This window comes from Commensalibacter sp. M0133 (genome assembly GCF_016101485.1).
GTDB classification, from domain to species: domain Bacteria; phylum Pseudomonadota; class Alphaproteobacteria; order Acetobacterales; family Acetobacteraceae; genus Commensalibacter; species Commensalibacter melissae.
The window spans coordinates 20,773-41,456 of sequence record NZ_JACFQI010000002.1 but is presented as its reverse complement, the minus strand read 5'-3'; the positions used below and the strand labels follow the sequence as shown (position 1 = coordinate 41,456).

At 38.0% G+C, this 20,684-nt stretch carries 22 protein-coding genes; 10 read left to right on the top strand and 12 right to left on the bottom strand.

What is annotated here, in order from left to right; genetic code table 11:
- The first annotated feature begins 44 nt into the window (after window positions 1-44).
- Complete coding sequence (shc, locus tag H3T46_RS05095) at window positions 45-2,009, top strand: squalene--hopene cyclase (RefSeq protein WP_155580934.1); 1,965 nt, start codon at window positions 45-47, stop codon at window positions 2,007-2,009.
- Complete coding sequence (locus H3T46_RS05090) at window positions 2,009-2,662, top strand: hypothetical protein (protein WP_155580932.1); 654 nt, start codon at window positions 2,009-2,011, stop codon at window positions 2,660-2,662. The genes shc and H3T46_RS05090 overlap by 1 nt, the downstream gene beginning before the upstream one ends.
- Window positions 2,663-2,726: 64 nt before the next feature.
- Here H3T46_RS05090 and H3T46_RS05085 read toward each other — a convergent pair whose 3' ends face one another.
- Window positions 2,727-3,287, bottom strand: a complete 561-nt coding sequence (locus H3T46_RS05085) for a TIGR00730 family Rossman fold protein (RefSeq protein ID WP_198197735.1) — start codon at window positions 3,285-3,287, stop codon at window positions 2,727-2,729.
- Between the two features lie 24 nt (window positions 3,288-3,311).
- Window positions 3,312-4,517 carry an MFS transporter gene (locus tag H3T46_RS05080; RefSeq protein ID WP_198197733.1) on the bottom strand — a complete coding sequence of 402 codons (1,206 nt, stop codon included), beginning with the start codon at window positions 4,515-4,517 and terminating at the stop codon, window positions 3,312-3,314.
- Window positions 4,518-4,580: 63 nt separating this feature from the next.
- On the opposite strand from H3T46_RS05080, the gene H3T46_RS05075 reads away from it, so the two are divergent.
- Complete coding sequence (locus tag H3T46_RS05075; protein WP_198197731.1) at window positions 4,581-5,957, top strand: dipeptidase; 1,377 nt, start codon at window positions 4,581-4,583, stop codon at window positions 5,955-5,957.
- Here the strand turns inward: H3T46_RS05075 and H3T46_RS05070 are convergent.
- On the bottom strand, window positions 5,954-6,700 hold the full coding sequence (locus H3T46_RS05070; protein ID WP_155569653.1) for a methylenetetrahydrofolate reductase: 747 nt from the start codon (window positions 6,698-6,700) through the stop codon (window positions 5,954-5,956). The two genes, H3T46_RS05075 and H3T46_RS05070, sit on opposite strands and share 4 nt — an antisense overlap.
- Before the next feature lie 109 nt (window positions 6,701-6,809).
- Between H3T46_RS05070 and H3T46_RS05065 the strand changes: the two genes are divergently transcribed.
- Window positions 6,810-7,313 carry a lytic transglycosylase domain-containing protein gene (locus H3T46_RS05065; protein ID WP_232350011.1) on the top strand — a complete coding sequence of 168 codons (504 nt, stop codon included), beginning with the start codon at window positions 6,810-6,812 and terminating at the stop codon, window positions 7,311-7,313.
- A gap of 36 nt (window positions 7,314-7,349) precedes the next feature.
- On the opposite strand, the gene H3T46_RS05060 is transcribed toward H3T46_RS05065, so the two are convergent.
- From H3T46_RS05060 to H3T46_RS05035, 6 genes are all read right to left on the bottom strand, one after another.
- A complete protein-coding gene (locus H3T46_RS05060; protein WP_198197729.1) occupies window positions 7,350-7,943 on the bottom strand; it encodes a hypothetical protein in 594 nt (197 codons plus the stop codon).
- Between the two features lie 174 nt (window positions 7,944-8,117).
- On the bottom strand, window positions 8,118-8,987 hold the full coding sequence (gene folD, locus H3T46_RS05055) for a bifunctional methylenetetrahydrofolate dehydrogenase/methenyltetrahydrofolate cyclohydrolase FolD (protein ID WP_198197727.1): 870 nt from the start codon (window positions 8,985-8,987) through the stop codon (window positions 8,118-8,120).
- A 51-nt stretch (window positions 8,988-9,038) separates the two neighbouring features.
- Window positions 9,039-10,349, bottom strand: a complete 1,311-nt coding sequence (locus H3T46_RS05050; protein WP_198185009.1) for a dicarboxylate/amino acid:cation symporter — start codon at window positions 10,347-10,349, stop codon at window positions 9,039-9,041.
- Window positions 10,350-10,417: 68 nt separating this feature from the next.
- Window positions 10,418-11,020 (bottom strand): NUDIX hydrolase, encoded by a 603-nt coding sequence (locus tag H3T46_RS05045; RefSeq protein ID WP_198197725.1) that lies wholly within the window; start codon window positions 11,018-11,020, stop codon window positions 10,418-10,420.
- A 26-nt stretch (window positions 11,021-11,046) separates the two neighbouring features.
- Entirely contained in the window at window positions 11,047-11,550 is a 504-nt protein-coding gene (locus H3T46_RS05040; protein ID WP_155565994.1) for a protein-export chaperone SecB, read from the bottom strand.
- A gap of 77 nt (window positions 11,551-11,627) precedes the next feature.
- Complete coding sequence (locus H3T46_RS05035; RefSeq protein ID WP_122124076.1) at window positions 11,628-11,927, bottom strand: hypothetical protein; 300 nt, start codon at window positions 11,925-11,927, stop codon at window positions 11,628-11,630.
- A gap of 193 nt (window positions 11,928-12,120) precedes the next feature.
- Between H3T46_RS05035 and H3T46_RS05030 the strand changes: the two genes are divergently transcribed.
- The 3 genes from H3T46_RS05030 to H3T46_RS05020 are packed head-to-tail and all read left to right on the top strand — an operon-like array spanning window position 12,121 to window position 13,904.
- Window positions 12,121-12,513, top strand: a complete 393-nt coding sequence (locus tag H3T46_RS05030; protein WP_155580918.1) for a LapA family protein — start codon at window positions 12,121-12,123, stop codon at window positions 12,511-12,513.
- Window positions 12,514-12,565: 52 nt separating this feature from the next.
- Window positions 12,566-13,267: an orotidine-5'-phosphate decarboxylase gene (pyrF, locus tag H3T46_RS05025; protein WP_155580916.1), complete on the top strand. Its 702-nt coding sequence runs from the start codon at window positions 12,566-12,568 to the stop codon at window positions 13,265-13,267.
- Between the two features lie 4 nt (window positions 13,268-13,271).
- Entirely contained in the window at window positions 13,272-13,904 is a 633-nt protein-coding gene (locus H3T46_RS05020; protein WP_155580914.1) for a phosphoribosylanthranilate isomerase, read from the top strand.
- Between the two features lie 37 nt (window positions 13,905-13,941).
- On the opposite strand, the gene H3T46_RS05015 is transcribed toward H3T46_RS05020, so the two are convergent.
- Window positions 13,942-14,133 carry a heavy-metal-associated domain-containing protein gene (locus tag H3T46_RS05015; RefSeq protein WP_155580912.1) on the bottom strand — a complete coding sequence of 64 codons (192 nt, stop codon included), beginning with the start codon at window positions 14,131-14,133 and terminating at the stop codon, window positions 13,942-13,944.
- A 109-nt stretch (window positions 14,134-14,242) separates the two neighbouring features.
- Between H3T46_RS05015 and H3T46_RS05010 the strand changes: the two genes are divergently transcribed.
- On the top strand, window positions 14,243-16,465 hold the full coding sequence (locus tag H3T46_RS05010) for a cation-translocating P-type ATPase (RefSeq protein ID WP_198197723.1): 2,223 nt from the start codon (window positions 14,243-14,245) through the stop codon (window positions 16,463-16,465).
- A gap of 50 nt (window positions 16,466-16,515) precedes the next feature.
- On the opposite strand, the gene bioB is transcribed toward H3T46_RS05010, so the two are convergent.
- Together bioB and H3T46_RS05000 are read right to left on the bottom strand one after the other, a co-directional pair.
- Complete coding sequence (gene bioB / locus H3T46_RS05005; protein ID WP_198193508.1) at window positions 16,516-17,523, bottom strand: biotin synthase BioB; 1,008 nt, start codon at window positions 17,521-17,523, stop codon at window positions 16,516-16,518.
- A gap of 54 nt (window positions 17,524-17,577) precedes the next feature.
- The gene (locus H3T46_RS05000) at window positions 17,578-18,633 is read right to left on the bottom strand and encodes an acyltransferase (RefSeq protein WP_155567345.1); all 1,056 of its coding nucleotides are present in this window, start codon (window positions 18,631-18,633) and stop codon (window positions 17,578-17,580) included.
- 108 nt (window positions 18,634-18,741) lie between these two features.
- Between H3T46_RS05000 and H3T46_RS04995 the strand changes: the two genes are divergently transcribed.
- The gene (locus tag H3T46_RS04995; RefSeq protein WP_198193507.1) at window positions 18,742-19,740 is read left to right on the top strand and encodes an enoyl-CoA hydratase/isomerase family protein; all 999 of its coding nucleotides are present in this window, start codon (window positions 18,742-18,744) and stop codon (window positions 19,738-19,740) included.
- A gap of 101 nt (window positions 19,741-19,841) precedes the next feature.
- Complete coding sequence (locus H3T46_RS04990) at window positions 19,842-20,669, top strand: acyl-ACP desaturase (RefSeq protein WP_198197721.1); 828 nt, start codon at window positions 19,842-19,844, stop codon at window positions 20,667-20,669.
- Window positions 20,670-20,684: the final 15 nt, after the last annotated feature.

Sequence of the window (20,684 nt, the reverse complement as noted above, 5' to 3'; positions counted from 1 at the left end):
AATAGTAATGGTTTATTTATAATAAAATAAGGAAATATTCAATTATGCTAGATCATACTGGTGATTTGGGAAAGGGAATAGATAATGACGATTTGGACGCAGCAATTTCTCGAGCACAGCATGTATTAACTGAACATCAGAATGAAGATGGACATTGGGTATTTGAACTGGAGGCGGATGCAACTATCCCTGCTGAATATGTATTGTTGGAACATTTTCTGAATCGTATAGACCGGGATTTGGAAAATAAAATTGGCGTTTACTTGCGCCGTATCCAAGGGGATCATGGTGGATGGCCTCTTTATTATCAAGGAAAATTTGATCTTTCGGCTTCCGTAAAGGCTTATTTTGCTTTAAAGGCTATTGGGGATGATATTGATGCACCCCATATGAAACGTGCCAGAGAGGCCATTCTTGCGCATGGCGGTGCGGAAAGAACCAATGTTTTCACACGTATTCAAATGGCGTTGTTTGGTGAGGTTCCATGGCATGCCACTCCTGCAATGCCGATTGAATTGATGCTGATGCCCAAGAAAGCATTGTTTTCCATTTGGAATATGTCATATTGGTCCAGAACAGTTGTTGTTCCTTTATTGATTCTGGCCGCTTTGAAACCCAAGGCGATTAACCCTCGTAATATTCATATTCAGGAATTATTTGTAACTCCGCCTGATCAGGTCAGCGATTGGATTAAGGGTCCGTTCCGGTCTTATTGGGGACATGTCTTTAAAGGACTGGATAAAGTTGTAAGACCTGCTGAAAAATATATTCCATCTGTTTTACGAAAAAAATCCATTCAGAAAGCATTGGAATTCGTTGATGCACGATTGAATGGGGAAGACGGGCTGGGAGCAATTTATCCAGCCATGGCAAATTCTGTGATGGCATATCATGCGTTGGGAATTGCCGATGATGATCCACGCGCTGCGATTGCCTGGCGTTCTGTGAAAAAATTATTGATTGAGACGGATACAGAAGCCTATTGTCAACCTTGTGTTTCACCTATTTGGGATACTGCCTTGACTGGCCATGCCGTAATTGAAACCATAAGTCATAATCGAGCAGTGGATCGAGAGGTAACCTCACAAAAATTGGCGAAAAGTTTGAAATGGCTGAAAGATCGCCAGATTTTGGATGTAAAGGGAGACTGGATTATTAACTCTCCCGAAACAGCTCCTGGAGGATGGGCATTTCAATATAGAAATGATTATTATCCAGATGTTGATGATACGGCTGTTGTCGGTATGTTGCTACATCGTGATTGTAATCCGGAACATGCCGAATCAATTGAACGTGCCCGTCAGTGGATAATTGGCATGCAGAGCTCGAATGGTGGTTGGGGGGCCTTTGATATCGACAATAATAAAATGATCCTGAATCATATCCCTTTTGCCGATCATGGCGCTTTGCTGGATCCTCCTACGGCTGATGTAACGGCGCGTTGTGTTTCTTTCTTGGCACAGCTTAATTATCCCGAAGATAAAGCGGTAATCGATAAGGCAATTCAATATTTACGTTCTGAACAGGAAGATGCAGGTTGCTGGTTCGGGCGTTGGGGAACGAATTATATTTATGGAACATGGTCGGTTTTATGCGCCTTAAATGCAGCTGGAGTTTCTCATGAAGATCCAATGGTAAAACGTGCGGTTAAATGGTTACTTTATGTACAGAGACCAGAGGGAGGATGGGGTGAAGATGAAGCCTCCTATGAGGATGCGCCAAAAGGCGTTTATAATCAAGGCATGCCTTCTCAGACTGCCTGGGCATTACTCGGATTAATGGCAGCGGGACAAGTCAAACACCCAGCGGTGCAAAAAGGAATGGCCTGGCTGTTGAGCGTCCAGAAAGAAAATGGTCACTGGGAAGAAAACCCTTATAATGCCGTGGGGTTTCCAAAAGTGTTTTATCTTCGTTATCATGGATATAAACAGTTTTTTCCTTTATTGGCCTTATCACGTTTTCGCAATCTTCAAGCGAGTAACAGTGGAAAAGTCGAGGTTGGGTTTTAATGATATACAACCGCCTTGGTATTTTGGTTGGAATGGATTTTGAGGCGAGATTAGCCTCAACTTTAGCTCCTGCTGCTGTTGAAGCGAGCGGGGCGACCTATCTGGGTGCAAAAAAGGCCCTTGAGCGATTGTCGGTGGAAAAAATTGATTCAATCGTATCTTTTGGATTTGCTGCCGGTTTGGATCCCGTTATTAAGGCAGGTACAATATTATTGCCGCATAGTGTAGTTGCCGAGAATAGGGAATATCATGCGGATGCCGAATTAAGGAGCTGGTTGGGGGCGGAAAAATCAGAAGTTAAGCTCGGAAGTTTATTGCATAGCAATGAAATTGTAACCTCTGCCCAAAAAAAAGAAAGGCTTTTTAAAGATTCGGCCTGTTTGGCAGTTGATATGGAAAGTGGTCTGGTTGCGCAGTTTGCTCAGGAGAAACATATTCCGTTTGCTGTTTTACGTGTTGTATGTGATACGGCAAGTCGGAATCTTCCACCTCTTGTTTCTTCAGTCTTGACACAGGATGGCAAGTTGAATTTTTCCAGGATTGCCGGAAGTCTGTTAACCTGTCCATTCCAGATTAAGGATTTGTTTGGCGTGGGTATGGATATGGCTCGAGCATACTGGCATTTAAAACGGTATCTTGCCAATTTTCATTAGAAAATATTGTATAATATGTGAAATCCCTGTTACAGAATTTTATGGTAACAGGAATATTTATTTTCTAGAATTTTATCTGTTTTTTCAAAGATTCTATTGCTGAAGGTACATCAGGAACAACTTCAAAGAGTTTCAACAGGGACTTATCAGCAAATCCCTGTTCGATAGTATTGTTTAATTGATCATGAATGCCCCTAGCCCAATTATCGACATTTACAATGATGATCGGTTTATTATGGAGCTTTAGATAGCGCCAAGTAAGTATTTCAAAGAATTCGTCAAAAGTCCCGATACTTCCAGGCATAATCAGATAGGCATCTCCTTCGTCATAAAGAATCTTTTTTCTGGAATGCATATCTTCGGTAACGGTTAAATCATTTACACGAGAATGTTGTCCCTCTTTTTTGATAAGGAATTGCGGGATAATACCTTTGACGGATCCACCAAGGTCAATCATGGTATTTGATATTATTCCCATCAAACCCACACTGCCACCGCCAAAGACAAGTCGTAATTGATTGTGAACAAAATGGCTTGCCAATTCTTTTGCCGCCTGAATGTAGATGGATTTGTTTCCGCATTTTGAACCGCAGAAAACGGTAATTGAGTAATTGTAATGAGTCATGAAATTTTCTTTAATATATCATTGTTAAATAGAGGCTGTTTTATTCTGATAATATAGCCCATAGGTTAACAGAACACTACAAAAAGCAAAAAAACTGGCTGACAAATAAAGATAATCATATCCAAGATGACTTTGGATGAGACCAAGTAGGGGACCGGAAATAAAAAGGGCCATATCCAGAAATAAAGAAAATGAGGCAAGGGCTGCCCCTTTATTTTCACTACTGACTTTTGATATGGCAATAACACCCAAGGCTGGATAGATGAGTGAAAAACCACATCCTGTCAAGGCTGCTCCGATATATGCACCAATTATTGAGGTTTGTGTGGCAAGCAGAAGAAGACCAATGGTTTCTGTAATTAGGGAGATGATAGAGACAATATAACCACCATATTTTAAAAGTGAATTTTTGAAAATAAATCGGATCATGACAAAGGAAACGCCAAAAATTGTCAAGGCAATGGCAGATCCTGTCCAGTGGTTGCTAATAAAATATAAGGCAATGAAAGTTTGAATACTGCCAAATCCGATAGTTGATAAACCAAGACAGCAGCCGTAAGCTGAAATTCGTTTGAAAACCTTGGTAAAAGGTAAACGTCTAGCGGTTGAAACGGGAATGATGGCTGGATAGGTTGATGCTAGAAGCATTGATGCTGAAGCCAGAATGACAGTAAGAATAGAAAATCCAGATAACCCACCAATAAAACCGATGGGCTGTGAAGCAAGATAAACCCCTAAGGGGGCACCAATGGCCATGCCGCCATAAGTGGTTACACCATTCCATGATATGACATGGGTTGCGTTTTCAATTCCTACCCTGCCGATATTCCAGACATTAACACCTGTTGATGCCAAGCTTTCTGAAATACCCATGCAAAAGCGGCCTAGAAGGATGATTATTAATGCCATAAGAGGTTGATGGGTAAACAATAAAGCCAAAATTGTCAAAAGTCCCCCGCATGCACTAATTCCCAAACCTATAATGACTGCACTTTTGGCCCCTTTGGTATCCAGCCATTGACCCGCTCCCGGGCGACTTATAAAGGTGGCAAGATAGGCTGCGGAAACAGCAATTCCGGCAATTATACTATTATATCCGAGTTGTCTATGAACAAATACAGGTATTGTAGCCAAAGGCATACCGATATTTATGAAACATACAAGATTAAAAATGGCCGCGGCAAGAATCTTTAATGTAATGGATTTTGGTTTCAGATAGGATAAAATCATTATTGGTTATTAAATAAAAAAGTATCTCTTTAAAATAAAATTTTATAATAATAGGAGTTTATTTTGCAATCAATTCTTTGCAATGTTGATCATAGGATAACAGAATCTCTTGATCGTTTATTCGAATTTTTACGCATTCCAAGTATTTCAGCTATTCCAAGCTATAACCAAGACTGTCGAAAGGCAGCACAGTGGTTGCATGATTACTTGCGTAATATGGATTTGGATGTGCAGATTTGTGAAACTGGGGGACATCCAATCGTCATGGCAAATTCTCCTGAAATAAAGGGAGCCCCGCATGTTTTATTTTATGGACATTATGATGTACAACCTGTCGATCCACTGGAATTATGGGAAATACCACCTTTTGAACCTTGTATCCGAACCGACGCAACAGGAAAAGAGGTTATTCATGGGCGTGGATCATCAGATGACAAAGGTCAAATTCTTACTTTCCTGGAAGCCTGTCGAGCGATTTATGTGAAAGACAAGCAATTTCCATTGAATATCACTTTTATTTTGGAGGGTGAAGAGGAAAGTGGAGGAGAACATTTACCTATCTTTTTAGCGCAACAGAAAGAAATCTTACATCCTGATATTGCTTTTATTTGTGATACGGATATGGCTACTCCGGATGTGCCAGCAATCACTGCCATGGTTCGTGGCTTGGTTGGGGAAGAGGTTACCGTTTACGCGGCTAATCGGGATTTGCATTCGGGATTATACGGAAATGCCGCTCAAAACCCTATTCAGGTTTTGGCTGAAATTATTGCAGCATTACGTGATAATACAGGAAGGGTCACCATTCCAAATTTTTATGAAGGGGTGCCTGAAATTGCTGAAACGATTCGTCAAAAATGGCAGGAAATTGGCAAAACCGATAGTGAACTGCTTCATCCAATCGGTTTGCAATATCCGGCGGGTGAGATTGGATTCAATGCCGTTGAACAGACATGGTGTCGTCCTTCGTGTGAAATCAATGGAATTACGGGGGGATATGAAGGACATGGGTTTAAAACGGTTATTCCAGCTCAGGCTTCAGCCAAAATTTCTTTTCGCTTGGTTGGGGGACAGGATCCAATTCAAATTCGGAAAAATTTTCGGCAGTTTGTAAAATCGAGAATACCCGAAGATTGTAAAGTTGAATTTGTTTCTCATGGTGTTTCAAATGCAAGTATGGTTTCCCTTGAAGGAAAGAATTTAAGTAAAATTAGTCAAGCCCTCGAAGATGAATGGCTTCATAAAACAGCCATTATTGGCAGTGGAGGCGCCATACCTGTGGTTAAGGATTTACAGCGTGAATTCGGAATAGAATCTTTTTTAATCGGGTTTGCAAATGCTGATGATTGCATTCATTCCCCGAATGAAAAATATAATCTTCGTTCATTTCATAAGGGGATACGATCTTGGATTCGAATTTTATATGCGTTGGGAGACTAGTTTTGAAAAATTTCCTGTAATGGTGATAGATAGGTGGTTAATTTGACGCGTAAAGGCATTAAATAAGCATTTTGGTTTGTTTTTTTGATCATTTGTAAGGCTTTTTTTGCAAAATCAATGTTAGCCTGTAAACTTGTTTCAAAATTATGTGGAAAGACAACTTTGTTGGTAATTTCCCAATATGATTTCGATTTTGGTCCAATGACAGGTGACAAACCCCAGAAAACGGTTTTGTTGTGTAACCAATCCATACAGAGTTCAAGCATTTTCTCATCAAAAATGGGTTGTGTAAAAAAACCACAGGCTCCCGCTTCTTTTTTTGACAGGACATGTTCAAGTTCTTCCTTAGGAGAACGACGGTATGGGTCAAAGGCAGCATACAATTTCAGATGCGGGAGTTCCCTTCGATATCGTCTTAAAATGCTTTCAGTTGAATTGGGATATGTATGTTTGTTGAAATCGGAGGGAGGGTCTCCCTGAATAACCAGAATTTCTTGTAAATTATTGATATCATGTCCGGGCAATGGAAGGTCGGGATTTATATCAATTGCTCTTATATGAGGAATAGAACGTGTATAATATGAAGAGGTAATCTGAAAAGCGTTCCAGCTTCTTAAAGAAAAACGCATGAGATCTGGAATATTGATGCTGTCGGCAATTGGAAAACATTCCTTGACTTGTTTCATATCACTAATGATATGATTTCTATCTCTAGGAATTAACTCTACCGAGATTCGTGTCATAACGAATTCCTTGTAATGAAAATAAGTGGATTTGAAATAATAGATTCAATTTCTTTAATGTTTAAACTGTTAATATAAAAATAAAATAGAATAAAGTTAATTTAGTTAGATGGTTGCGACATATTTAAAATGTATGATGATGGTTGCTGCGTTTCATCATTTGCCTTCCTCTGTTTTACCGGCAATACAACGTGTGGAGGGTGGAGTTCCTAATCTTGTTTCCAATAATAAAAATGGTACGCAGGATTTGGGAGTAATGCAGATCAATACACGTTGGATTGTTCCATTGATGGAAACAACGCACGAAACTGGTCAAGTCATCTATCAACGATTAAAACAGGATAATTGTTATAATATAGCCGTGGCGGGGGCGATTCTTAAATTGTATCTTGCAGAGACAAATGGAAATTTAATGCAGGCGATTGGCAATTATCATTCTCATACACCTGATCTAAACAATCATTATCAGTTTCAAATCATTCAAGCCTCTTATTTGAACAATAATTTTTTAATAAGGAGAAAAAAAGCTGGAAAATATCTCTCTCCTTATCAGCATCGTTTAATGAATGTAAAAAAAAGAAGAAAATTTAAAAAGAAAACCGTTAGAAACTGATTATTTATCTAGTTTTGAATTTATACAAAAATCAGCCTATCTGCTTATACTATTACCATGTGCTACGCGTTGCGTTTTGACTCTCGGATTTCGTTTTCGAGAGGATGCTACCGATGAGTTTTTTGGTTTTACAGTCGTTTTCTTGTTTGGTAATTTTGTTGTAACCTCAGATGCGGCATTCAAGGTTAATTTATCATAGGATGCGGTTTTTTTATCTTGCAATTGCTGGGGAGGTTCTGAATCACTGATTTTAAAACTTAAATTAATTTCAGATTTAGATTGTGGGTTGGGTTCGGTGGCAACCATATACGGAATATCGGTCCCGGTTGATAATTCCGTGCTTACCGTTGTAGAAGGTATAGGTGGTTGATCAGAAGCCCTGGGCAATCTCCCTTCCGCGGCACCATACATTATATAATGGATAAAAGGGTTAATAGTGCTTGCGGCAACGTCAGGATAGGTATTCAGATAAAAGGTGGTATTAAAAAAACGGTTAGGATTTCGTCCCTCTCGAAATCCGAAAAACAGATAATGTTCAACAGGATCTGCATTGGCAGCTGCAATATCTGGATAGGTTTTTAAATACCAGGCTGAATCAAACAGTAAAGAGGGAAAATCAATTTCAGTCATTTTAATTGTTCACTTAAATATTATATTAGCAAGTTTTAGTTTCGTTTATAGAAAACAATCTAATAAATTGTAAACCGCTTTTAAATGATTTAGTTATTAATATTAATCAAGCGGTTTAAGAAATTATTGTTATATTATTGCAATAATTATAATAAGAAATAGTTCTGGTGTAAATTATTTTATCGTATTTCTTGCTGCTTGTAATGTATTATGCAACAAACAGGCAATAGTGACAGGACCGACACCACCAGGGACAGGTGTAATTTTTGCAGCTTTACCTAAAACCTCTTCAAAAGCGACATCACCTATCAGTTTGGTCTTGCTATCTTTTGTCGTGATACGGTTAATGCCGACATCTATAATAGTCGTACCTTCACTGATCCATGATTCTTTAACGAGTTCACTGCAACCAGTCGCAACAATAAGAATGTCTGCTTGACGGGCAAGTTTTTCAGGATTGCGTGTATGAATGTGGGCAATAGTTACAGTGCAACCTTCTTGTAATAAAAGTTGTGCCATGGGTTTGCCCATCAAGTTTGACGCTCCAATAATGACTGCATGTAATCCTTTCAAACTGGAAAGTTCTTTTTGCAATAACATTAGACATCCAAGTGGGGTGCAGGGTATAAATCCGTCTTTATGTCCGAGCGCAAGTTTTCCTGTATTATAGGCTGTCAAGCCGTCAACATCTTTATGAGGAGTGATTGCCTGAATAATGGTGTCTGCATTCAACCCTTTTGGAAGAGGTAGTTGTACGAGAATTCCATGAATATCAGGATCTTTATTCAATCTTGCAATTAGATTCAGGATTTCTTCTTGTGTGGTTGTTTCAGGAAGAAGATGCATGAACGAACGCATTCCCACCCTGTGTGTCTGTTTTGTCTTGTTTCTGACATATACCTCGCTGGCAGGGTCATTGCCGACCAAAATGACGGCAAGACCAGGGGTTACATTTTTTTCCTGCTGCAGCTGCTTGACTTCCAGAGCTATTTTCTGGGTCATGTTTGTGGCAAAGCCTTTGCCATCAATTAATTGCGTTTTCATAAGATATCAGTGACCTTTATTATATTCAACTGGTTTTGGGGAAAGATAAAATCATATTGTTTCTTTTGTATTGTTTGCCCTGATGTCCCATTCATTAGCGATTGCTGCAATAATTCCATTACCCAAAACACTTGTTGCAGTTCTTGCCATATCAAGAAACTGATCAATTCCGACAATTAATAGCAGTCCAGCTTCGGGTATTCCAAAACCTGGCATGACAGCGGCGAGCATTACCATTGAGGCGCGTGGAACTCCTGCGATGCCTTTACTGCTGATCATCATGACCAGGAGCATCATGATTTGTTTTTCAATGGGCATATGAATACCATAGGCTTGTGCGATGAAAATGGCGGCAAATGAAATGAACATCATGGTTCCACAAAGGTTAAAGCTATAGCCTAAGGGAACGACAAAGCTAGATATTTTGGGTGGAACACCGAATTTTTCAAGTTGTTCAAGTAATCTTGGAAAGGCAGACTCACTACTGGCGGTTGCAAATCCCACCATTACAGGTTCGGCTATGAATGGAAGAAGTTTAAACACTTTTTTTCCCATCATGAAATAACCAGTTCCGATCAAAATAATGAACATGACGAGAATGACAGCATAAAACTCGATTAAAAACAGTCCATAGCTTTCAATTACATGTAATCCATTACGGGTTGCTATTGAAAGAAGTGAAGCAAAGACAACCAATGGTACAATAATCATGACCATATCGGTGACTTTCAGCATAACTTTGCCTACACCATCTGTTACATCTCTTACCAGTTGACATTGTTTGTCAGGTAAAGCGGCTAAAGACAAACCGAAAAAGACAGCGAAAACAACTAACTGTAACATATCGTTATGAGCCATTGCGTCAATGACACTATCAGGAACGATATGGAGTGTAAATTTAATAAGGTCAAAATGATAAATGGTATGAGATTCAGAGACAGGTGGTAAATTATGCGTAAAGTTCTTACCTGGCTGGATGATATTGGCGGCAAGCATTCCAACACCCAAGGAAACGATAGAGGCACCAATAAACCAAAAAATAACCTTGATCCCGATGGTTTTTATGGTTTTAGTATCTTGAACGTTCCCAATCCCGGCAATAAGCGTGGCCAGAACCAGAGGTGCCACGATCATCTTTATCAGGCGCAAAAACAAATTGACAATTAATTCAGACAAGGTCAGAATAAAATTTGATAACGTTATTGAGCCATTTGCTGACTTATAGATAATAACATCTCCAAAAGCATGACAGATCAACCCAAAAACAAGTCCCAAGATCATGGTGGAACCAATTGTAACCGCATGTTTGACAAGGGTACGTGATGTAGAAGGGTTATTATATTGGAGCTGGGTTTCTGCCATACTTTATATTTCCTCAAGTCATAAATTACACGATTAAATCTTTTTTTAGGTAACGAAGGAAGAGAGAGTCAAACTAATTTTTTACTACGTAACAAACAGAATGCAGCGATTGTGACCATACAAGTTATTTGTCCGGTTTGAATCATTTCCTCAAATTGAGTTAACGGGATTGTATGACAGGTCATATGCAGTTCTGTCTCTTCGCGTTTCGGGGAATGTTGTGTTAAATCAGTGGCAAGGAAAACGTGACCTTTTTGGGTTGAATAGCCTGCCCCCTGATATAATATACCTCCATGTACCATATTGGCGGCATGCAAACCTGTTTCTTCTTCCAGTTCTCCGGCAGCAACCATCTCGGGGGTGGCATCTGGTTTTAATTCCCACATTCCCATCGGCAGTTCCCACATAAATTTACCCACAGGATATCGGTATTGTCGAATAAGGGTGACTATTTTAATTCCCTCATTATTAATATGCAGTGGTAAAATAACAGCGAATTCGTTTCGTTCTACAACACCAAACATGCCTTTTAACCCGTTGGGATAGCGTATGATATCCTCACGGATTTTTAGCCAACGGTTTTCATAGGCAATACGTGATGATTCCGGAACAATCCCGCCTGGATCTGCTTGACCAATAATTTTTTTGTCCGTGTCTAGTTTTTGGGGCATTGTTGTATCCATTTTTGTAGGGTTTCTTAATTTTTGTTTTTCATGGTGGATTTTTTTTCTTTCCATAATTCTGCGAAATCAATGGGTTGCAAAAGAATAGAGGGTAGATTGGATGTGCGACTTATATTCAGGATGATATTGCGAATTTCTGGAAATAATAATTCTGGAGCATGTATCATCAACAATTCTTCTATATTGGCAGCCTTTAAAGTGGGAAGGGTCACAACTGCACCATATTGCAAGTCAATTTCAAAAATAGAAGTTGGTTCATCATCGTCTTCAAGTTGTTTTTGGCTGGTACAATTTAGGATAACGATAATTTCGAATTGGGGGTAATCCTTTTCAATTTGCTGGGCATTGACATTAACGGTTACGGTAATGTCGGATTTTGGAGATACCTTAAGAAAAACTTTGGGTGTATTAAAAATTTTTACGTTTAATTCTCGAATATATTCAATGTTGGTGACTAAATCCTTAACTGGGATGATAGGTAAAAAAAATGTTTTTTCTTCATGTTGTTTATTAGACATTGAGCATTCTCTTTTAAATTAAATATTTATAGGTATAAAATTATTAATAAATTGAATCGAAAGACCTGTTTATAAAATCAAATTGTTTTTTTTGAAAGTTTTTTTGAGGAAAGCAAAAAACCGAATACAGGCAAAGGTTGCCAATTTTTTGGAATCTCTGATTGGTGAATCGGGATTGTCAAATATTGTGGTACGGGTTGTTCATGATTGATTAATAAATGTCTGTAGGCAGTAATTTCCTGTTTCCGCCATTCACAATCCTGATATGCTTTTTCATAAGAATGATAAATATTAGCGATGTATCGTTTGTTTCCGATATAAAAAATGTTGGCCCATATTTTGTTCTTTATTTTTTTAAATGAAACAACTTCATGCATAGCTTTTTGATTTATATAAGAAAAAACGATTTATCTTTTTATAACTATATGGTTATTTTTTGTTTTTTTTAAATTATTATTTTAAATGTTTTTTTTATCTGGATTAAAATTCCTTATTTATGTAAGGGTTTGTGTATTATATACTGATCATATTCATAATGTTTGATTATGGTTGGGTTAGGGAGATCATATCGTGTTGCGATTAATTATCGTTGTACCATTCCTGGTACTTTTAATTATCTTTTTCTTGTTAAATATGACGCCTGTGCCAATGAATTTCTTTTCTGCTAATTGGCAAAGTTCTGTTGGAATGATTGTATTGCTGGCTGGAATCATTTCTTTTGCAATAGGAGCTTTAACAGTTTTTACCTCCTTGGTCAGTCAATGGAAAAGAGCCAGAAAGGCAGAACAGAAGATACGTGATTTGGAAACACAGTTAAATGAATTGCGGGCCCAGTATATAGCCCTGACTCAACAGAATACAACGCAGCAGGGAACAGGACAGAATGGGACCTCAGTTCCAACAGCAACGTCTGCCCTTTCCCCTGCCGGGGTTGAACCTTCGCAACAGAATTCAGAAGAATAGATTTATTTCCACATATTATAATAAATAATTGATAGATCACTTAAGAAAAATAATGACAAAAACCGGCTTGATTCTTGCGATTGACACAAAAGATTATGATTTGGCTGAGCAATGGGCTCAAATTGCTGATTTAACAGGGCAAATGATTAAAATAGGTATGGAGTTTACCTACGCTTGCGGATTTGATGCGGTAAGGAAACTGGCTAGGGGTCGGCAAGTTTTTCTTGATCTGAAACTGCATGATATTCCCAATACCGTTGCATCCGCAATTGCCAGTTTGGTTTCTGTAAAACCAGCCATGTTGACTGTTCATACGTTAGGCGGAAAAGACATGATTAAAGCCGCACGTAAGGCAATAGATGTCAATTTTCCTGATAATCAGAAACCGTTATTACTTGGGGTTACGGTTCTGACCAGTATGGATCAGGAGAATTTAAATAGTGTAAATCTTCATACGACACCTATTGAACAAGTAATGAAACTGGCAGGAATGGCTTTGGACGCTGGTGTCGATGGTCTTGTTTGTTCACCCGAGGAAGTTGCAACTTTGCGTAAGATTTATGGAGATCAAGTTGTATTGGTGGTACCGGGAATAAGGTTGGAAAATGCCAAAACAGATGATCAAAAGCGAATCATGACACCCGCGTTGGCACATAAGGCGGGTGCAAATTGGATTGTAGTGGGTCGGCCAATAACACAGTCAGCTAATCCACAACAGGTTGCTGAGGAAATCATTTGTCAGTTACAAGATTAATTTTATGGTTTCTATCAAGATATGTGGTGTAAGAGAAACGGCGACTTGTGATTTATTGTTAAAATTACGGGTCAATTGGGTGGGATTGGTTTTTTATCCAGCGTCTCCGCGTTTTTTATCTGTTACCCAAGCGAGACAGTTGCCTGATTATGGTAAGGAAGGTCTGTTAAGGGTTGGTTTGTTTGTTAGGCCAAAATTAGATGATATAAGAAGAATTCTTGACAAGGTTCGGCTGGATATTCTGCAGCTTTATTGTTCTGACAAGCAGGCGGCAATTATTCGAGAGGAAATCGGTCTGCCAGTTTGGTTGGCAAAGGGGGTTAAAACGCGTGATGATTTGCTTGAACCTTGTCAGGTTGATGGAATGGTGATTGAGGCGCCATTTTATGAATCGGATACAAGACCGGGCGGTAATGGACGCAAGTTTGATTGGTCCCTGACTAAAAACTGGAATCCGGCAAAGCCATGGTTGCTGGCAGGTGGATTAACGCCCGATAATGTGCAGGAAGCCATTCAGCAGTCAGGTACAGAGGCAATTGATGTCTCATCAGGAGTTGAATCTGAACCGGGGAAAAAGGATCCAATCCTAATTCAACATTTTGTAAAAAATGCCAGACAAGAATATAATTGCGAATAATAATTATTGAACCTGAAACGCCCATTATGGGATTATTTCAAGAGAGAGTGTATCCTTCCTTTTCAATCGCTTTTTTGAGTTCATTCTCATTGACCGAACCGGTGATTTTTAATGTTCCGGTTTTCAAGTCGACATTGGCCTCCTGAACATCTGGAAGGGCTTCAACGGCTTCTTTTACAGCGTGGACACAATGTTGACATGTCATTCCTTCGACATGATATATTTTCATGATGAAAATCCTATTTAGTTAATGACTATGAAAGTTAATTATTATAGCATGTTTTATATTTTATACTAATTCTTATTTGCATACCGATAAAGTGTAGGATTGGTCGATCATGTCTGCAGCATTGGAAAATAAAGGAATTAATTTTGTAATTCGTGGAATGACATGTGCATCTTGTGTCAGACGTGTTGAGAAAGTCATTAAGCGTGTTGCGGGAGTTGAAGATGTCAATGTGAATCTGACATTGGAACAGGCCAGGGTCATTCCAAAACCAGCTATCCAACAACAAAATTTAATCGCTGAGATTGAGACGGCTGTCACAAAGGCTGGTTATCATGCGGAATGGCTTGATCCTAGTCATGCAGCTATCAACCTGAATGGGGATCGTGATGAAAGGGATTTATATCATTGGATTATCGCGGCTTTATTTTCCGCACCATTATTGGGTTCAATGATTGCTGGCGGTTTCAACCATCATTGGATGCTTCCAGGCTGGGTTCAGTTTTTATTGGCAACTCCTGTGCAATTCTGGTTGGGAAAACCATTTTATATTGCTGCTTATCGTGCGGTAAAATCAGGAAATGGAAATATGGATTTGCTGGTGATACTTGGTTCAGGTACCGCCTGGATTCTGAGCACATGTTTATTGTTTTCCTGGTTGTTGGGTTATTGCAAGGTTGAGCCTGATCTTTATTATGAAAGCGCCTCATTGATTATAACCTTTATTTTACTGGGACACTGGTTGGAAAAGCGGGCAAGATATAAAGCCGCTGATTCAATTAGGGCATTACAGGCTCTGCGTCCTGATACAGCTTGTAAACTTGTTGATGACAAAGAAATATCAGTTCCCCTCGATCAATTAATGGTTGGTGATCAGGTTGTTGTTCGTCCAGGTGAAACAATTCCTTGTGATGGTGTGGTCATACAGGGTGAAAGTGCGGTTGATGAGTCGATGCTGACTGGGGAAAGCCTGCCAATCGAGAAAAAAATTGGGGATAAAGTTACTGGTGGTTCATTAAATGATAATGGGCGTTTATCAATCAAGGTTGAAAAAACCGGGAGACAGACAAGATTGTCCGCTATTATCCAATTGGTTGAAAATGCACAAGCCTCCAAGGCGCCAATCCAAAAAATGGTGGATCGGATAAGCAGTATTTTTGTACCTGTTGTTATTGTTCTAGCATTATTAACCTTTCTGGGTTGGTGGTTGATAAACGGTCTTTTTGTAATAGGGTTAATGCATGCCGCTGCCGTATTGGTGATTGCCTGTCCTTGTGCATTGGGTTTGGCAACGCCGACAGCTTTAGCCACTGGATGCGGGGCAGCAGCTCGTTCTGGTATTTTAATTCGTGATGCTGAAACTTTAGAGAGAGCGGTGCATGTCAAAAAGGTGGCATTTGATAAAACAGGAACCTTAACAGAAGGAAAACTGTCAGTCGTTTCAATTGTTTCCTTATCCGATTTTTCAAAAAAAGAAATTCTCTATCATGCAGCCAGTTTGTCTTTATCAAGCGAACACCCCTTGGCAAAGGCACTGCTATCTGAAGCCTCCTCTTATACTATTTCTTTGAAACAACCAGAAGAATTCCGGGTTATAAAAGAACAGGGACGTGGTGTCATGGGAAAGATAAAAGAACGGGTTTTCTTATTGGGCAATCAGCGGATGGTTGAATCGCATGGGTGTAAAATTCCTGATGTGCCGTCAGAAATTCGATCATCAACTTTATCCTGGCTTCTTGAGAAGATGCAAGATTCCTATCGTTTATTGGGTATTGTAGCTTTTGAGGATCATGTACGGTCTGGTTCGGTAGAGGCGGTTCGACGATTGAAAGAGCATTCAATCCAATCAATTATGTTGACGGGGGATAATGAAGCTGTCGCCAAAAAAATTGGTAATATATTGAGAATAGATGACGTTAAAGCGAATCTGACACCAGAAGATAAACAACAGTTTATCAAGAAACATGGTTCAAAGGGTATCGATCATCAGTCAATTGCCATGGTTGGAGATGGAATAAATGATGCTCCGGCCTTGGCAGAGGCGGATCTTGCCATTGCAATGGGCGAGGGAACGGATGTGGCGGCCGAGGTGGCTGGGATCGTATTGATGCGGAATAATCCTGAATTGGTCGCTGATACGTTGGATATTGCCAAAAGAACTCGTCAGCGTATCAAGGAAGGGTTGTTTTGGGCGTTTATCTATAATATTACCGGTATTCCTTTGGCAATGCTCGGATTTTTAAATCCGGCTATTGCAGGGGGAGCCATGGCTTTAAGTAGCGTATGTGTTGTTATGAACGCTTTAAGGTTATTACGCTGGAAAGCAAGAATCTAGATAAGATCTCCAAAATTCAAAATCTTAATTCTTATAGTAGTGTTGTTAATTTAGGATATGGCCCGGTTTTGCTGGTTGGCAATTTGCAGTCCTAATTTGTTGAATAAGGTCAAATCACTGCTTTTTTCTGGATTGGGACAGGTTAGCAAACGTTCACCCAGAAAAATAGAATTGACTCCAGCCAGATAGCACAAGGTCTGCATTTCATTACTCATCTCCGTTCTGCCGGCTGCCAATCGGACATAGCTTTCAGGCATCGTAATTCGGGCGACAGCAATTGTACGAATAAAATCAATAGGATCTATGGGGTCTGCGTTACCCAAAGGTGTTCCTTTGACGCGGATAAGCATATTGATAGGCACGCTTTCCGGATGTCTGGGTAAATTGGCAAGGGTTGCAATCATGCTGACACGGTCTGCTTCATCTTCATTCATTCCGAGAATACCCCCACAACATACTTTGATACCGGCATCACGAACAAAAGCGAGGGTATCCAGACGATCCTGATATGTACGGGTTGAGATGATCTTTTCATAATGTTCTTCAGAAGTATCAAGATTATGATTATAATAATCCAGCCCAGCGTTTTTAAGTTTTTCAGTTTGTTCCAGATTAAGCATTCCTAAGGTTACGCATGTTTCCATCCCAAGATTTTTAATGCCTTCTATCATGGCACAAACGGTCTCGAGATCATGATCTTTCGGGGAACGCCAGGCGGCACCCATACAAAAACGTGTCGCACCTTCCGCTTTGGCAGCGCGTGCTTTTTCAAGCACTTTTTCAACGGACATAAGACGGTCTGCCTTAATTTTTTCTTCATGTTTTGCACTTTGTGGACAATAAGCACAGTCTTCGGGACATCCTCCACTTTTGATCGAGAGCAAGGTTGAAACCTGAATTTGTGTTGGATCGAAATTTAATCGGTGGGCAGTTTGTGCTTGGTAAATAAGCTCGGGCAACGGGAGCTGAAACAAAGAAGCAATTTCCTCCTTGGTCCAGTCGTGACGAATCGGAAAATTATTAAAAATCGTTGTTGAGAAATCTCTTTTAAGCGGCATATATAAGTCCTTAATTTATCATAAATAATTTTACGAGATTACTGAAAATTGGTTTTAAGTATTATTTTTGTATCGTAGAAGTTGTAGGCAAGGTTTATCAACAAATTGATAAATTATATATGCAGATGTTAATATGCAAAATATATAAATGACGATATTAATTCCTTTTGTGGTATGTAAATGAAAATATTTTGAACAGATATTTATCCAAATAGGATGAATTAGGTAAATAGAATATGAAATATCTCCTAAAAATTTTGCAAAATTATTAGAAGTTATTTTGTAAATAATTCCAGTTTTAAAAGATAAGAGATAGATAAATATAGCGAATAAAAAAGGAGCTATAAATTCATTATTTCTATTATAATTTAATTTTAAGTAAATCATAGAAAATAAAAGAATTATAAAAAGTTGAAAAAAAGAAATTATAAAATTGTTTGGTTTAAAATTAATCTTAATAAATATTAAATAAGTAAGAATTCCTAGTGAATATTCTAATAAACATCTAATAATTGCATAATCTATAAATAAATTATACAGCCTATGATGCGCATCCATATAGTTTATAGAGGTTTGATTTAATACAATTAAACAATATAAGATTACTAGAATTAAAACAGGAAATATCAAATGCGTAAATTTATCTAGTAATGTTACAAATATTGGAAAAATTATTATTCCAACCCAAAGTTCGGCTGAAATAGTATATGAAATTCCTATTGGTTCAAAAGGTATTGAAGGGTGAAGCGTATTTAAGGGAATCATTTCTGAAATAGTTAATATTTTAAACCAATCAAATAAATTAGGTTGAGTGATATTATTAAAAATATTAAATACATAAGAAATAACTACGCAAACGATATATACTGGAAAAAGTCTTAGATAACGTTTAAAAGCAAAATTTATAGAGTTAAATTTTTCTCTTTTTTGATAAACGGAATGACAAATGACAAAACCACTGAGAACCAAAAAAAAGTCAACAGCTAAAACAAAAGAACAAGGAATTATTGGTTTATGGTTCCAATAAAAAAAATGTCCACAAGCGACAAATAAAGCCATAATTCCACGAAAACAATCAAGGGATACATTTCTTTTATGGAGTAAGTCCATGACGCAACCTTATAAAAATATACTTTCAAACTATTAACTTTTATAAACTTTTTTAAATTGTTATCAATATTTATGAATAATTATAAATTTTTGTTGGATATATTTTAAGTGTCTAATTTAGTTATAGTACAAAAAAGAAATTATGTTGGTGTATTAACATTGAATAGACCGCAAGCATTGAATGCGATTGATGATGTGTTACAAAATCAAATATTAGATGTTTTAGAAAAGTGGAAATTCGATTCGCGTATTTATATAATTTTAATTAATAGTAGTAGTGAACGAGCTTTTTGTGCTGGTGGTGATATTCGGAAAATTGCTGATTTAGTTCGTTCAGGTAAAAAACAAAAAGGTTTAGAAATTTTTAAATATAATTATGTATTAGCTAATTATATACTACATTATTCTAAGCCCATTATTTCAGTAATGGATGGCATTACCATGGGGGGAGGTATAGGATTAGGAGCGTTTGCTACATATCGTTTTGTTACTGAACGTTCTATTTTAGCAATGCCAGAAGTGATGATCGGATTAACCCCAGATGCAGGTAGTTCTTTTTTATTTCAAAATGCTCCAGGTTTTTCTGGATTAAGGGCTATGTTAACGGGACAACGTTTTAATGGTAACACTGCTATTAAGTTGGGGTTTGCAGATTATATGATTTATTCAAGTGAATTAGAACTTTTTTTACAAAAATTAACAGAATTACAGCCAAATGAAATTAATTTTTTTCTTTCAACATATAAGCAATCCTATGAATTTGATAATAAAACTTTAAAACAAATTGCTGATATTTATCAAGCTTCTTCTGTAGCAAAGATTATTGAGAAATTGCGAAAAAGTAAATATAATTGGGCCGTATGTGATTTTAAAACTATATTAAAAGCTTGTCCATTTTCTTTAGAGGTAACTTATAGAGCTTGGCATTTGAAATTACCAACTCAAGAAGCTGTTTTAACACGCGATTTATTGTTAGTTAGTCATCTTATCCAACGGGCCGATTTTTTAGAAGGGGTGAGGGCTGCAGTTATTGACAAGGATCATAACCCAAAATGGAATCAGGCGCCAATTTCAGAGTCCGAGATTAATTCCTGTTTTGACTATTGAATTTAATAAAAATATCTAGTCATTTTCTCATACTACGGTTTACTATAGTCATTTTATAATTTCTTAATTAAAAATAAAATTGATAAGGAAAGCGTGGCACTATGAAACATTGGGATATTGAACAGGTTAACTGGGATAAATTTGACCCTTCATTAATAGATGCTGATATTGTTCCTTTGATAAAAACAGCCGCTGTTGTTGAACGAAATAGTGTAGACTATACGATTTATTTGACTAATATATTTGGTCATGATCCTGAATTGACAAAGCTTTTCAGGAAATGGGAAGATGAAGAGGTGCAACATGGTGAAACATTGGGACGATGGGCCATGATGGCTGATCCTGCTTGGGATTATCAGGAAAGTTATAAGCGTTTCAGAAATTTTTATAAGATTGACTTAAAGACGGATCACTCAATCCGTGGATCACAGGCGGGAGAATTTATCGCCCGGGCTATGGTTGAGGTTGGCACTTCATCTTATTACAGTGCCTTGGCAGATTATGTAAAGGAACCTGTCCTGAAGGAGATATGCAGAAGGATTGCTGGAGATGAATATCGTCATTATAAATTGTTTTATGATTATGCTAAATTATATTTGAAATCTCAAAAGCTCTCCAGGTTGCAACGAGCCAGGATTGCCTTGGGTCGTATAATTGAAAGTCAGGATGATGAGCTTGCCTCGGCCTTTCATGCCACCAATGAGCCCCATGGAATGCCATATAATCATAAACGATGTATAGCCCTTTATATGGAAAAGGCCATGTCATTATATAAAATCCATCATATTGTCAGGGTGGTTAATATGGTTTGTAAGGTTATTGGGTGGATGCCTTCAGAAAAATGGCAAAGATATTTGTCTAAATTAATACTAATGATTATTAATAAACAACAGAAAGCCTATACCAAACAAGTTTTATCTATAATATAACAATTTTCTGAACAA